Source organism: Vibrio sp. St2 (assembly GCF_947311885.1).
Lineage (GTDB): Bacteria > Pseudomonadota > Gammaproteobacteria > Enterobacterales > Vibrionaceae > Vibrio > Vibrio coralliilyticus.
Genome location: NZ_CAMZNA010000001.1, coordinates 688,461 through 701,394, shown reverse-complemented (window position 1 = coordinate 701,394; position 12,934 = coordinate 688,461). Strand labels below are relative to the sequence as shown.

23 protein-coding genes are annotated in these 12,934 nt (G+C 42.5%); 22 read left to right on the top strand and 1 reads right to left on the bottom strand.

Translation table 11 applies throughout. The annotated features are described in order from the left end of the window. The first annotated feature begins 4 nt into the window (after positions 1-4). The 4 genes from QMA41_RS03150 (at position 5) to QMA41_RS03135 (ending at position 3,258) form a co-directional block, all read left to right on the top strand. Positions 5-214: a hypothetical protein gene (locus QMA41_RS03150; protein WP_281628818.1), complete on the top strand. Its 210-nt coding sequence runs from the start codon at positions 5-7 to the stop codon at positions 212-214. 633 nt (positions 215-847) lie between these two features. Further along, the gene (locus QMA41_RS03145) at positions 848-1,360 is read left to right on the top strand and encodes a lipocalin family protein (RefSeq protein WP_021456454.1); all 513 of its coding nucleotides are present in this window, start codon (positions 848-850) and stop codon (positions 1,358-1,360) included. Between the two features lie 231 nt (positions 1,361-1,591). Further along, positions 1,592-2,170, top strand: a complete 579-nt coding sequence (locus tag QMA41_RS03140; protein ID WP_281628817.1) for a pyridoxamine 5'-phosphate oxidase family protein — start codon at positions 1,592-1,594, stop codon at positions 2,168-2,170. A gap of 59 nt (positions 2,171-2,229) precedes the next feature. Continuing rightward, entirely contained in the window at positions 2,230-3,258 is a 1,029-nt protein-coding gene (locus tag QMA41_RS03135; RefSeq protein ID WP_281628816.1) for a S66 peptidase family protein, read from the top strand. Between the two features lie 55 nt (positions 3,259-3,313). Here the strand turns inward: QMA41_RS03135 and QMA41_RS03130 are convergent, their stop codons facing one another. Continuing rightward, positions 3,314-3,835, bottom strand: a complete 522-nt coding sequence (locus tag QMA41_RS03130) for a DUF2058 domain-containing protein (protein WP_281628815.1) — start codon at positions 3,833-3,835, stop codon at positions 3,314-3,316. 172 nt (positions 3,836-4,007) lie between these two features. Here QMA41_RS03130 and QMA41_RS03125 point away from each other — a divergent pair, with 172 nt between their 5' ends. The 18 genes from QMA41_RS03125 to QMA41_RS03040 all read left to right on the top strand — a co-directional run bounded on the left by QMA41_RS03125 (position 4,008) and on the right by QMA41_RS03040 (position 12,919). Further along, complete coding sequence (locus QMA41_RS03125; RefSeq protein WP_281629159.1) at positions 4,008-4,394, top strand: DUF4440 domain-containing protein; 387 nt, start codon at positions 4,008-4,010, stop codon at positions 4,392-4,394. A gap of 12 nt (positions 4,395-4,406) precedes the next feature. Beyond that, positions 4,407-4,730 carry an ion tolerance protein CutA gene (locus QMA41_RS03120; protein ID WP_021456449.1) on the top strand — a complete coding sequence of 108 codons (324 nt, stop codon included), beginning with the start codon at positions 4,407-4,409 and terminating at the stop codon, positions 4,728-4,730. Between the two features lie 43 nt (positions 4,731-4,773). Further along, complete coding sequence (locus QMA41_RS03115; RefSeq protein ID WP_038512027.1) at positions 4,774-5,295, top strand: GNAT family N-acetyltransferase; 522 nt, start codon at positions 4,774-4,776, stop codon at positions 5,293-5,295. Beyond that, on the top strand, positions 5,295-5,789 hold the full coding sequence (locus QMA41_RS03110) for a GNAT family N-acetyltransferase (RefSeq protein WP_281628814.1): 495 nt from the start codon (positions 5,295-5,297) through the stop codon (positions 5,787-5,789). Before QMA41_RS03115 ends, QMA41_RS03110 begins: the two co-directional genes overlap by 1 nt. A 2-nt stretch (positions 5,790-5,791) precedes the next feature. Further along, entirely contained in the window at positions 5,792-6,274 is a 483-nt protein-coding gene (locus QMA41_RS03105) for a GNAT family N-acetyltransferase (protein WP_043007746.1), read from the top strand. A gap of 9 nt (positions 6,275-6,283) precedes the next feature. Beyond that, entirely contained in the window at positions 6,284-6,760 is a 477-nt protein-coding gene (locus tag QMA41_RS03100) for a GNAT family N-acetyltransferase (RefSeq protein ID WP_281628813.1), read from the top strand. A gap of 18 nt (positions 6,761-6,778) precedes the next feature. Continuing rightward, positions 6,779-7,342 (top strand): DUF6817 domain-containing protein, encoded by a 564-nt coding sequence (locus QMA41_RS03095; protein ID WP_043007750.1) that lies wholly within the window; start codon positions 6,779-6,781, stop codon positions 7,340-7,342. Positions 7,343-7,365: 23 nt separating this feature from the next. Beyond that, positions 7,366-7,767, top strand: coding sequence for a DUF2007 domain-containing protein (locus QMA41_RS03090; RefSeq protein WP_281628812.1), 402 nt, complete (start codon positions 7,366-7,368; stop codon positions 7,765-7,767). Positions 7,768-7,791: 24 nt separating this feature from the next. Beyond that, a complete protein-coding gene (locus QMA41_RS03085; RefSeq protein WP_281628811.1) occupies positions 7,792-8,310 on the top strand; it encodes an NAD(P)H-dependent oxidoreductase in 519 nt (172 codons plus the stop codon). A gap of 157 nt (positions 8,311-8,467) precedes the next feature. Then, on the top strand, positions 8,468-8,890 hold the full coding sequence (locus QMA41_RS03080; protein ID WP_006961989.1) for a DUF6232 family protein: 423 nt from the start codon (positions 8,468-8,470) through the stop codon (positions 8,888-8,890). A 72-nt stretch (positions 8,891-8,962) separates the two neighbouring features. Beyond that, complete coding sequence (locus QMA41_RS03075; RefSeq protein WP_281628810.1) at positions 8,963-9,427, top strand: GNAT family N-acetyltransferase; 465 nt, start codon at positions 8,963-8,965, stop codon at positions 9,425-9,427. Positions 9,428-9,436: 9 nt separating this feature from the next. Beyond that, the gene (locus QMA41_RS03070; RefSeq protein ID WP_281628809.1) at positions 9,437-9,991 is read left to right on the top strand and encodes a GNAT family protein; all 555 of its coding nucleotides are present in this window, start codon (positions 9,437-9,439) and stop codon (positions 9,989-9,991) included. Continuing rightward, positions 9,984-10,754, top strand: coding sequence for a nucleotidyltransferase domain-containing protein (locus QMA41_RS03065; RefSeq protein WP_281628808.1), 771 nt, complete (start codon positions 9,984-9,986; stop codon positions 10,752-10,754). Before QMA41_RS03070 ends, QMA41_RS03065 begins: the two co-directional genes overlap by 8 nt. A 1-nt stretch (position 10,755) precedes the next feature. Beyond that, on the top strand, positions 10,756-10,980 hold the full coding sequence (locus QMA41_RS03060) for a hypothetical protein (protein ID WP_021456438.1): 225 nt from the start codon (positions 10,756-10,758) through the stop codon (positions 10,978-10,980). 23 nt (positions 10,981-11,003) lie between these two features. Beyond that, a complete protein-coding gene (locus QMA41_RS03055; RefSeq protein ID WP_281628807.1) occupies positions 11,004-11,519 on the top strand; it encodes a GNAT family N-acetyltransferase in 516 nt (171 codons plus the stop codon). Beyond that, entirely contained in the window at positions 11,519-12,034 is a 516-nt protein-coding gene (locus QMA41_RS03050) for a GNAT family N-acetyltransferase (protein ID WP_281628806.1), read from the top strand. Before QMA41_RS03055 ends, QMA41_RS03050 begins: the two co-directional genes overlap by 1 nt. A 17-nt stretch (positions 12,035-12,051) precedes the next feature. Further along, on the top strand, positions 12,052-12,501 hold the full coding sequence (locus QMA41_RS03045) for a GNAT family N-acetyltransferase (protein WP_281628805.1): 450 nt from the start codon (positions 12,052-12,054) through the stop codon (positions 12,499-12,501). 43 nt (positions 12,502-12,544) lie between these two features. Then, positions 12,545-12,919 (top strand): nuclear transport factor 2 family protein, encoded by a 375-nt coding sequence (locus tag QMA41_RS03040; RefSeq protein ID WP_171353402.1) that lies wholly within the window; start codon positions 12,545-12,547, stop codon positions 12,917-12,919. Positions 12,920-12,934: the final 15 nt, after the last annotated feature.

Here is a 12,934-nt window from a genome sequence, read left to right as displayed (position 1 = left end):
TGAGATGGAATTTTCAATTAAACGGCTTAAAACATCCTTAGGGACTTTTCGATTGAAAGGTCAGCTTATTGATGCTCATAGTGACCAGGAAATAAGCTTTGCAGAAGCTGAATTTATGGGTACTGACGGTTGGGTTGAGATAAATACAGAATCCGAAGGAGGAGTGGCTATTTTGAATCAAATAAAACCTGAAGTTATAGAACACTTGATTTAGTTTAAGGTCAACTAAAAACAGTTATATGACTGAAACTAATTGTATTCGGATGTGTTTTATATAGCTATGGGAAATGTTATGTTCTAGTGTCTTTTAAAACTGAATGAGTCGTATCAGTGGAAAGTAGCCAATACATCAAACACCCTCACTTCTGCCAAAAATGTCAATCACTTACTCCTCATATCCAAGTAGAAAAAACGAATAAATCTGATTCCAAATTTGAGCAAAAGCAATCGTTGTTCGGAAGTTGTATCGAATTCCTGCTAGCACTTGTTGTTAAAGATGGTGAGCACACCAACAGTTTTTTTGTCGACCAAGAAGATCAGTTTCAGTGTGAGAAATGTGGGGCCAGATCCTGGCACTAAAATAGGTGTCGCTTGAGTGGATTCTCAATAACATAAGGCAGTTTACATGGCTGAAAGATTAACCACCTCTTCAAGTGCATGTTTCGCTGCATGGTAAGGCTTTTTTGTTCAGCACATATCTAAGTCGATTTGAACCGCTGCAGAGGTTGCTGGACAACAAATTGGAAAAGGATAATTTTATTTGATTGAACTTCTTGCTGTTAAACTCGGTATATTACTAGAGTTAACAAATAGTTGAGTCAAACGTTTCGGGTAGTATGGAGACATCATGAAAAGAATTCTTTTTTTGTTCACGGTACTTTTTATCAGCGGTTGCCTAGGAATGCCGAGTGAGGTTAAACCCGTGCAGGATTTTGACATCGACAGGTATATGGGTAAATGGTACGAAATTGCAAGGCTCGACCACTCATTTGAAAAAGGCCTGAGCAAGGTAACTGCAGAATACAGTCTTAAGGACGACGGCGGTGTCAAAGTCATTAACCAAGGCTTTTCCGAAGAACTCAATGAGTGGAAAGAGGCGGAAGGTAATGCATATTTCGTTCGAAGCTCAGATCAAGGCTACTTGAAAGTATCATTCTTCGGTCCATTTTATGGTTCATATGTGGTTTTCGAACTTGAAAAAGAAAACTACGATTATGCGTTCGTTTCTGGTCCTGATAATGATTACTTGTGGCTATTAGCGCGTTCAAGCTCTGTAGAGCAAGAGGTTATCGATAAATTTATTTCGATGTCTAAAGCGAGAGGGTTTGATACGAACCGTCTTATTTTTGTTGAGCATTAGACATGGTTGGACAATGAAATAAAGGACTTTCCATCTGCCAATTAGAAGACTGTTTGGTCATCTATTTGGTCTCCGTGGCAAATCTCGCCAATCTCATGAATCAAAGAAAAGTAGGCACACACTGTTTAAATTGAGTCGCTTTGACGCGCCTCAACACATAACTACTTGTTTCTTATATTTAACAGCATTAATGTGCTTTATGTGTGACATATGGAATGAGAATTGAGCAAGATGGGAAAACAGTTTTCAGAGTTATCAGATAAACACATCTCGTTTATTGAGCAACAAAAACTCTATTTTGTTGGTACTGCAGCGGATAGGGGTAGTGTGAACTTGTCGCCAAAGGGTGGGGATTCACTTAGAGTCATCAGCCCAACTCAAATCGCTTGGCTCAACCTCACTGGTAGCGGCAATGAGTCGGCCGCACATGTGTTGAATAACCAACGCATGACCCTCATGTTCTGTGCATTTGAAGGCGCCCCATTAATTTTAAGAGCCTACGGACAGGCGAGTGTGCTGCATAACAAAGATGCGGAATGGAAAAAGTACGTCAGCTTGTTCCCCGAAAGCGTGGCTGCCCGTCAGATATTTATCCTTGATATCAACATGGTTCAATCTTCGTGCGGTATGTCTGTACCATATTTTAGTTACGAAGGGGACAGGGAAGATTTGGCAAAATGGTCCGAAAAGCAGGGGACTGAGGGGATTGAAAAGTATTGGCTGAAGAAAAACCTAAAGAGCATCGACGGTTTTGAATCGGAGATCGCAAGTCGCTCAGGTTTGAGTGAAGTCTCTGATGATTCTTTTTAGTTTAATCAATTTTCTTATATCTAATGGCAAGACAAACGAATAATAAAAATAGGAATACTATGAAATACCCAGAGCCTTTACAGAAAGGGGATAAGATCGCCGTTACCGCTTTTTCTTCGGGCGTTCCTTCAGGGTGTCACCAACGTTTAGACCTCGTCTTGGAACACCTTCGAAGCCTTGGATTTAATGTAATCGAAGGCCACTGCCTAAGAGAGAACGAAAAGCATGTGAGTGCGACTCCATCAATGAGAGCAGAAGAGTTGATGAAGTTCTTGTGCGATGACTCCATTTCGGCGGTTGCTCCACCTTGGGGTGGTGAATTTGCGATGGACCTTCTGCCTTTACTCGATTTTGAAAAATTGAAGCAGGTTAAGCCAAAGTGGGTATTTGGCTTTTCTGACGTGAGTACTATCAGCTCAGTGCTTACCACGCAATTAGGTTGGTCGACTTTACATAGCTCCAATTTGATGGAGTTAAACCCACTTGAAAAGGACGAGCTCACCGCAAACACCTTAAATGTTATGACAGCTAAAGCTGGGGCTGAAATCACGCAGTTCTCTTCTGATCTTTATCAGGTTTCTGGTGAGTCTTTCGAAACTCATCCGAACTGTTGCTTAGTTAAAACAGAGAGAACTCAGTGGAAAGCGGTGGGTGATGTTGAAGAGTTGAGCTTTAGTGGACGTCTGATAGGAGGCTGCTTTGATACTATGGCCCACCTGATTGGGACAGAGTATCTCGATCTTGAGCGCTTTAAACAATGCTATCCAAATGACGATTTGATTCTGTATTTAGAGAATGCAGAGATGCCACCGACAGTGTTAAAACGCGCTTTGCAAGGGTTAAAATACCAAGGTGTCTTTGAACAGATTAGTGGACTGTTATTTGGAAGAAATGCGGTTTTAGATAATTGTGGAAAAACAATAACGTCGAGTGAAGCTTTCCTTTCTGTTGCCAATGACTTAAAGGTGCCTGTTCTATATGACGTGGATATAGGCCATCTACCGCCTAACTTGGCACTCTTTAACGGCGCGCACGCAGAAGTTCATTTTAAGGATGGCAAAGGGAAAGTAATACAAACCCTGCGATAGGTAGCTCGAATAACACTAGTCAAAAAGCCACTCGGTTACCGAGTGGCTTTTTTCTTTACCACATCAGATCGTCTGGGACTACATAGTCTGCATATGGGTCGTCTTCGGCTGGCACGTCTGATTCTGGCTCTTTGAGCTCAATGATGACCTGGTCATCACGCTGTGCAATTTTGTTTGCAACAACCCCGGGGATCACCGCATAACCATCTTCATGACGGGCAATAGCAAGAATACCTTTGATAAGTTGTTCGCGGATAATCGATTCAACGTAAAGGGATTTGACGAGCGTTCCATCGGTGAAGTTGTATTTAATATCACCATCTTTCTGATCGATTTTGTTCATCTCGATCAACTGTTTGATTTGCGACTGAGTTTCTTTGTTCAGACGCTGCTCATTTTGTTGGTTGCTTAGCTCTTTATCACGCTCTTGCTGTTGACGTTTTTGTTCTTCGACCGCGGCTTTTACTTCACGAGCTTGTACGCGTGATTTTTTTGAACCTTTTTTGGCCTTCTTTAGCTTCTTTTCATTAACTAAACCAGCTTTCAGCATTTGTTCTTGCAGAGTAAGTTTTGCCATGGGGTATCCGTGTTGATAAATGTTTTGCGTATTTTATAGGGACGGGGCCTGCAAATAAAGGTATGTGAAGAATGTGCGTTAAGTTTTCTTTATCAATTGACGTGTTTCATATGGCAGTCGGGAGTGATATCTTCAGGCAATTGAAAGGTATTCAATGACAGGTATTACACGGATGAAATTCCTCATTGAACAAGAAGTCTTGCTTCAACAATATGAAACCCGCCAGAACGAGCATGAGGTTATGCGATTACTTCACCCTGATTTCGTTGAAGTGGGGCGCTCAGGCAGAAGCTTTGATCTGCAATCGATCTTAGAGCTGATGAAGAACGAGGAGCCTTCAACAGGCAAGATACATTCACAATCATTTGAATGTATTGCGCTTGAACCTTCTGTTCAATTGCTGCTGTATAAATCGGCTTGGGTTGATTCTAAGGGAAGCGCAAGCTTGTATACCAAACGTTCGTCAATTTGGGTGTTTACGGGTGAAAAATGGCAGTTGAAGTACCATCAAGGCACGCCTTGTGAGCCGTTTAGGATTGAAGTGGAATCCACGATTTAAAAGAATGACAAGATGTATAAATTAGAAATTTTTTGCCAACCAGCCCAAAAGGCCCAAGTGCTTAGCACATTGCATGAATCTGGTGTCGATAAGATTGGTGATTACGACCACTGTTGGGCGTTTGGAGCCATGACGGGCTCTCATCGTGCACTGGAGGGTGCTAAACCAGTGTTCGGCGACAAAGGTCGAGTAGAGAATTATGACTTGCTTAAGATAGAGATCAATGTTGATAAAGCTCAGGTGAAGCCTATTGTCGAACAGCTTAAGCTTTGCCTGGGGTGGGAAGAACCTCTGGTGAATGTGCTCAAACTACACAATGCTGAATTTGATCTTTGATTGAGCCAAGTGCTCGAATCAAATATGTCAGGGTAAAGGGAATATGTTGTATACGGAACGCTTGATATTGAAGCCTGTTGAAGAGGCAGATGTTGATGTCTACAGGCAAGTACTAAGTTCAGATAGTTTAACCAAGTTCCTGCCAAAGGGAGCGGCTTATTCAGAACCAGAAATTCTGCAGCATCACGCCAACAGAGTAGAGCACTGGAGGCAGTATGGTTTTGGTTCCTACGTTATCTGTTGCAGAGAAAACCCAACTCGAAAGATGGGGTACGCAGGCGTTGAAGTGTGTGAAAACCCAGAATTCAGTGATATCCGATACGCGCTACTGCCAGAGTATCAGGGGAAAGGTTATGTAATGGAAGCATCCGAGGCGTTGATACGAGAAACCTTTAAACTCGGTAAGCATGAGAAAATATATGGCGTATCTTTGGAAGCGAACAAACCTTCGGTCACCATTTTGAACAAACTTGGAATGCAGCGAGAGGTTGGTATCAATCTGTATGGAGAATGCGATGGTTTGGTGACTTTCTCGATTGATGCAAAGTCTATGGAGATTCAGTAATGAAGATTAGAACTGCACTTCACAGTGATATTCGGTCAATCACGGATATCTTCAACTATTACATTGCCAATACCAATGCTCGCTTCGAAGAAAGACCTTTTACATTGGAAAACCGTTTAAATTGGTTTGAACAATTTTCCCAAAACACTAGGCACCAGTTATTGGTAGCCGAGCATCAGGGAAACATTGTTGGATTTGCCTGTTCGCAACCATACCGACCATCTGAGGCGTTTGCAAATACGGTAGAAGTGACGATATATCTTTCATCTGACGTAAAAGGAAAAGGTACCGGCTCTGCTTTATATCAAGCACTTATGGAGGAGTTAAAGCTGCAGGGTGTTCATCGTGCGCTATCTGGTATTGCTTTACCAAACGAGGCCTCAATTGCTTTGCATAAGAAATTTGGGTTCCGAGAAGTGGGTGTTTTTGATTCCTATGCAAAGAAAAACGGACGCTATATCAGCTCCGTTTGGCTGGAAAAATTATTCGGATAATTATGATTTCTATAGAAAAGTACAGTGCTGAAAAAGCACACCTTATACATGCATTAAGCGTTACACCTGAACAAGCTCAGTTTACCGTTGATAACATTGGTGAAATGATCCCCGAATTGAAAGAAAGTGAACATCCCTACGTGATTATGAAAGGCGATCAGCCCGTGGGCTTCTTCCTTCTTGATATAGGCTATGCTGAGAAATTCAGCTTCTGCCCGGAAGACGGTATTGGAATCAGAGCATTGTTGATTGATCGTAATCTACAGGGGCAAGGTATTGCACGTGATGCACTTAAACTGCTTCCCCAGTACGTTGGTCAAGTCTATCCACAAGTCAACTCGCTTTATCTCACGGTGAACTGTCGAAACGAGCCCGCTTATCGATGTTATTTAAGTAGTGGTTTCACTGATACGGCTGAGTTGTACTTAGGTGGTCCTGTTGGCCCTCAACACATCATGATGACACCTGTTTGTGGTCGAGGTTAAAAGATAAGTATGGTTAAGCTAAGAGAAATGCGAACGGAAGAGTTTGCGGATTTTTATCACTATGCTGCCGAGGCCTATGCGCAGGATATTGCAGAGAATCAAGGCCACGCTGCTGAAAAATCTCTTGAACTCGCTCATCAGGCTTTGAAGCGTGGTTTTCCCGATGGTGTTGAATCGAAAGGGCAGTCACTGATGTGTATCGATGCTGAAAAAGATGGCGAATCAATACTGGCAGGTTACTTGTGGCATTGCGTTAATCAAAAAGAAGGGTCGACATTTATCTACGACTTTTACGTTATGGAAGCCTTTCGAGGGCAAGGTTTGGGTAGTAAGGCTATCGAGCTTTTGGAAGCGAAAATGAAAGAAGTCGATATTAAACAGATTAAATTGCGCGTTGCCTTCAACAATGAGCGGGCTCGGAAGCTATATGAAGAGTTGGGATTTGTGGTCACTGGTTACAACATGTCTAAGGTCATTACTGGTTAAACTAAAAAGAAATCAATTATGAATACACACTTTGAACGCTTGAAATCTCTAGGAGCGGGTGACTTTCAGCACTTAAACGGTTCGCTTGAATCCCACTTGGTTGGAACAGAGTCCTTGCTGGCAAAATGGCATGCGAGTGATACGGTCAGGAGCGCTGGCCTCTTCCATGCAGCATACGGAACCGCTGGATTTGATGAGAGCATGGTCTCACTGGAAATGCGAAGTGAAATCGCCGCGGTTATTGGTCGAGAAGCAGAAGCTCTGGTTTATCTCTATTGCTCTTGCGACAGAGACTATGTGTTTCCTCAGTTTGATTCTAAACCGTTCATCCAGTTTCGTGACCGATTTACGGGCTCGGTATTCGAGATGACGGAAGAGCAGTTACACCAGTTTTGTGAGTTGACCGTTGCCAATGAACTTGAGTTGGTGTTAGCAAGCGAAGAGTTTAAGTTGAAATATGGCCAAGAGCTATGGAACCTATTTGAAGGTATGGCGGTCTATTTGAGTGAAAGTGCCAAAGCAGAGTACAAGTTGGCGTTAGCTGACTGTGACACGTCCGAAAAAATGGCATGCGAAGAGTGATGGTTTAGCACAAGAGAGGTTGTATGGTAGTTGTAGCTCGTTTTTCTTTCCCTCATGAGGCTCATATTGCGAAAGCGAGCTTGGAAGCCGCTGGAATTGAAAGCAATATTGCTGACGAACATACCGTTAACACCCAGTGGCTCTATTCAAATGCGATTGGCGGAGTTCGTTTAATGGTTCAGGAAGAGGATGCCGAGCAAGCGACCATTATCCTTAATACCGACTACTCTGATGCTTTATGCACTGAAGACAGTTCCACTTCACAAGATCATTGCCCTAACTGTGGTAGCCTAAAACTAGAGCCGTTTACCAAAGGTAAGCGACCCGCTTTTTTAGTCTTTATTCTTTTAGGCTTTCCGCTGTTTTTCTATAAACACGGTTATAAATGTAGCGATTGCGGACATTTCACCGAAAAAACGGCCTAGCTTACTAAACTAGAGGGAATTCTGATGAAGGTAGCAGTGGTCTTGGGTACGTCAAAAACAGATGGTAATACGCGTCACTTAGTGAATAAATTTGTTGAGATGACAAATGCTACGGTGTTTGATTTAGCGGATTACCAACTCTCTTATTATGACTATCTACACGAAAATCGCAGCGATGATTTTATTCCTTTGATTCGCATGCTTATCACCTATGATCACATTGTGTTCGCTTCGCCTGTCTATTGGTACTCCATGTCGGCACAACTGAAAGTGTTCTTCGATCGCTTGTCCGATCTGTTGACCATAGAAAAGCCACTTGGACGCCAGCTGAAAGGTAAGGAAATATCTGTTATCTCGACTGGCTACAATCATGAATTACCAGATTGTTTTATTGAACCTTTTAAGCTTACTGCTCGCTACATGCAGCTTGAGTTTAGAGGCTTTGCTTATCTTCCTGTTAGCGAAGAAGAAGATCTTGGGCGAGCTCGTGCCATTGCTGAATGGTTTAGTGAGAGTATTTGTCGAGAGCCCTCTAAGGTTTGATATAGCTAACTCTTTGTAACATAGGGCTTATTTTTAGCAGGTTCGCACAATTGTTCTTGCCTTTTGTATTTTCTTGATTTATAAATCCCACTGTGTCCATAAGTAACTCCATGTATATCGTAGTTTTTGTACATTTTTCATAACATGGAGAAAAGTGATGAGTAAAATCACTCATAGTAACAAGCTAGTGGATTTGTTTCGTTTTCGCAGAACGGTAAGCGAGCAAGACTTCATGCTTACTTCTAACGAGTTAGTGGTAAAGTCTGACGCTTATAAGTTGAGCAAAATCAAACGTTTTGAAGTTCGTCGATTAGGTATCAAAGAAAACATTGTTCGAGTGTTATCTTTGGCATTGGTGTTGTCTGCAGCTACATGGGCATTTGTTCCTCAGTTTGGACTGTATACTTTAGCGTTAACCCTCGTTATGGCCTTTGTTACGTGGCGCAAGTATGAATTGCGTGCGGAGTTTAAAGGAACTGATGAAACGGGTGATCACTGGGTGTCGATTGTTCGTGGCTGTGATAAAGAAGAATACCAAATTTTAAAACAGGTTGAAGAAAAGCTACAGGCTGCTATTTAAAGGTAAAGCTCGCTAATGATTAGCGAGCTTTTTTTATGTTATAACAAAGACCTGCAATCTAAGGGGAGCGTTATGATCACTATTCGTCAATATAAGCCAGACGATGCTAAAGCGCTTTGGGAAGTGTTTTTCCATACAGTGCGAAATGTAAATCGCCAGCATTACAGTCAGGATCAGGTTGAAGCGTGGGCGCCAGAAGGATGGGACATTGAAAAGTGGAAAAACAAAATGTCCCAAATTAACCCTTACATCGCTGAAATGAACGGGCAAGTCGCGGGGTATACCGATTTGCAAGATTCCGGGTTAGTGGATCATTTCTTTTGTCATCACGCTTTCCAGGGTAAGGGCGTTGGTCGGGCGCTTATGGAGCATGTGCTAAAGATTGCGAACGACAAGGGTATCACTCGCCTCTACTCGGAGGTGAGCATTACTGCTCGTCCTTTCTATGAGCGGATGGGGTTTAAAGTAGTGAAGGAGCAACAGGTTGAGATGCGTGGTCAGGTACTGACAAATTTTGTTATGGAAAAGCACCTTTAGGGAAAGCAATTGTTTAGGCTAGAAACACCAAGACTTGTTATTAGAGACATGTCGCTAGAAGATGAAGCCGCGTTTGTGGCGATATCTCAAGACGTAAAGTATCAACGTTTCTATGACGAAGCGGACAGCAAAGCAGAAAAATACCGTCAATTGACCAAATTGTTTATTCGACAGGCTGCCGAAATACCAAGAAGAAGTTACCAACTTGCAATAGAGCATAAACAGCAAGGCATCTTTATTGGTACGGTATGCTTGAGATTGGAAGATGAACATAATGCGTCGATGGGATGTGGAATAGCACGTTCATTTCAGGGAAGCGGTTTGATTTATGAAGCTGCGACGGCTTTGGCAAATTATGGGTTTAGTACGCTTAATGTGCATCGGATATACGCTGAAACGATTAAGGAAAACCGCGCTGCACTCAAGCTTTGCTCAGACTTGGGTATGCGCAGAGAAGCGGTATTCAAAGAGAACAGGTATTTTAAAGGGCGCTGGTGGGACACGGTAGTTATGGCAATATTACAACAAGAGTGGCGTGACAAACTTGATGAAACCAATGAATAACGGGTTGGACGAGCAAGGTTACATTCTTAATCATTGTTCAGTCGCCTATATTCAGCCCGCGTTTAGGCAGTCAGTTGACCATGTAGTTAGCTGTTTACGTGACACTTTTTCAGACAAAATTCATAGCCTTTATCTATATGGGAGTGTAGCTAGGGGCACTGCGGTTGAGCTTGAGTCTGATTTAGACTTATCTATTGTTTTCAATAAGCCTTTGGACCAAGAAACCGAACGAAAACTTAAGGCCACCAAATCAAAATTAGAGCAAGAATTAACTATTTTCAGCAAGATAGACTTCGATCCTGGCCATCTAGAAGCAATTCTTTCTCCAAATGAAATTTATCACTGGCAGTTTTGGTTAAAGCACTGTTGTTGTTGTGTGTCAGGTGATGACTTGTCCCGGAAATTCAATCGGTTACAACCAAACCGGAAAATCGGTTTTGCTCTCAACAGTGATCTCTTATCTTTCATTACTCAAGCATGTGATGAGCTTAATGAGTCTAACCATAAGTATATTGGTAAAATGTTGGCTAAGAAGATCCTCCGTAGCGCTTACACCTTAATCGCAGAAAAGGACAACAGTTGGAATGTGGAGATAAAGTGGTGTGCAAAAGCCGTATTACGCCATTATCCAAAAGAATCACAGAGTGTTGAACTTGCGCTACGCATGATTGAAGGTCAACCCTATGGTATTAAGGATATTCAGCAATTGGCAAACGGGTGGGGTAGACGAGTCGCTTACCAGTTTGAAGTTGAGGAGTATTAATATGGGGTCTGACCTAGGTTTTTCCTTTGAAGAGAATCGGGCTGAACTGAGGATTTTGCGTAACGGTAAGATTGTTACCATATTGCGTGGAAAACAGGCATCTGAATTCGTTTCGAAGGTTAGTGCGCTCTCAAATCATGACCAACAGCAACTAATGGCGAGAGTCACTGGCAATTACAAGCGGGGCAACGAAAGGTTAGCTAAAAAGCACCGTAAACACAGATGAGTTTAATAGTAAGGGAGGTTCCGGTGGAAGCATATCGTACAAACAGGTTAACCATAAAGCAGTTTAAAGATGGTGACCGCAATGCTCATTTTCTATCTGAAATTCAAGCAACCTTGACAGAAAAGGTTGTTGAGAATTTACCACCGTACTTTCACCAAGTCAGGTCTAATGAATCAGCAGAGACCTGGTTAAGCAAAATGAATGATGAAAGCGTGCTTTACGTAGTGAGAACTAACGATGGTGCGTTAGCAGGGTTCGTATTTGTCTATCAAGACAGCGGTAGTGCTCATATCGGCTATTTACTCGCAGAAGAGTACTGGGGGCAAGGGTTGGCTAGTGAGCTGCTTACTGGATTTATTGACTCCATTGCGAACAAAAGTGGTTGGAGAGAGCTCGTCGCTGGTGTTGATGAGTCAAACATTGCATCGTTGAAACTTTTAGAAAAGCTTGGCTTTGTAAAACAGTCCATGAATGAACAAAGAGTTGTTTTCTATCAATATGGTCTAAAAAATAATTCTCAGAATGAGGAACAGAATTGATGAGATTAATCCCCCCTTCATCGCAGTTAAAAGAGGCATTTTCTCGATTTTACCGGGATTTCAAACACAATGATCCTGAGAACGCAGATTACTATGCGGAAGGTGAGAGTGATATCGAACGCTATGTGAGCCGACTTTCCAATGAATCCTTGGGTATCGATTTAAAACCGGGTTACGTCCCTTGTAGCCATTTTTGGTTGATTGATGAAAATCAGAGTATTCGTGGAGCCATTCGTATTCGTCATCATATTGAAAATGAATTTCTTTCTTCTGAAGCTGGCCATATCGGGTATGATATCGCCCCCAATTTCAGAGGCCAAGGTAACGGTAAGATGATGTTGAAGTTAGCATTGGCGGAAGCTCGTAAACTGGGGATATCCAAAGCACTTGTGACTGCAGATGATGATAACTGGCCATCCCGAAAAGTGATTGAAGCGAATGGCGGTCAATTAGAAAACATTATTATGGGTAAAGTGTTTCCCAACCTTTTGGCAAGATATTGGATTCAGTTGTAGAGAGCGAGTAGTTGGCCATGAAATACAAACAGATAGCGCCTGAACACGTGCCATTACCACTATTACTCGAAGCGGACCCAAGCGAAGAAAACATTCAGTCGTATCTGAGCAAATCTCAATGTTTTGTTGCTGAGGATGATGAGGGAAAGTTTATTGGTGTCATGGTTATGCTGCCACGCAGCCAATCGCTGGTGGAGTTAATTAATGCTTCTGTTTTGCCAACTTTCCACGGGAGAGGAATAGGCAGCCACTTGCTCGAGTTTGTTCTCAGAGAACTTAAGTCCTCAGGTGTAAAACGTGTTGAGTTGGGAACAGGATGCTTTGGCTATCAACTCAAGTTTTATCAACGCCTCGGTTTCCGCGTGGATTCGGTATGGAAAGACCATTTTCTCAACCACTACCCAGAGCCGATTTTTGAAGATGGTATCCAACACAAGGATATGTTGAGACTCTACCTCGAACTCTAATCTTCTGATATCACAAGCACACTTTGTATTAATGGAGTAAAAAATGAATGCAAAAGAAGTCGTGACCACTTTTTGGCAAGCGATGCAAAGTAATGATTTTTACAAGGCCAGCGAATGGTTAAGCGAAGATTTTGAAGGCGTATGGCCCCAATCGAAAGAAAAGATTATTGGACGAGATAACTTCGCCGCGCTCAACACGAACTACCCAAGTCACGGTATCTGGACTTTTGAGATTCACTCGACAGTTTGCGAAGGTGAGACGGTAGTTACTGACGTGTCGATAACAGATGGTACTCAGAGCGCCAGAGCGATCACATTTCATACTGTGGTAAACGGGCTCATTGCAAAACAACTCGAGTTTTGGCCTGACAATTATCCAGCACCAGAGTGGCGCTCTCAGTGGGTGGAGGCTTTGTAACCTAGATTACGAAAT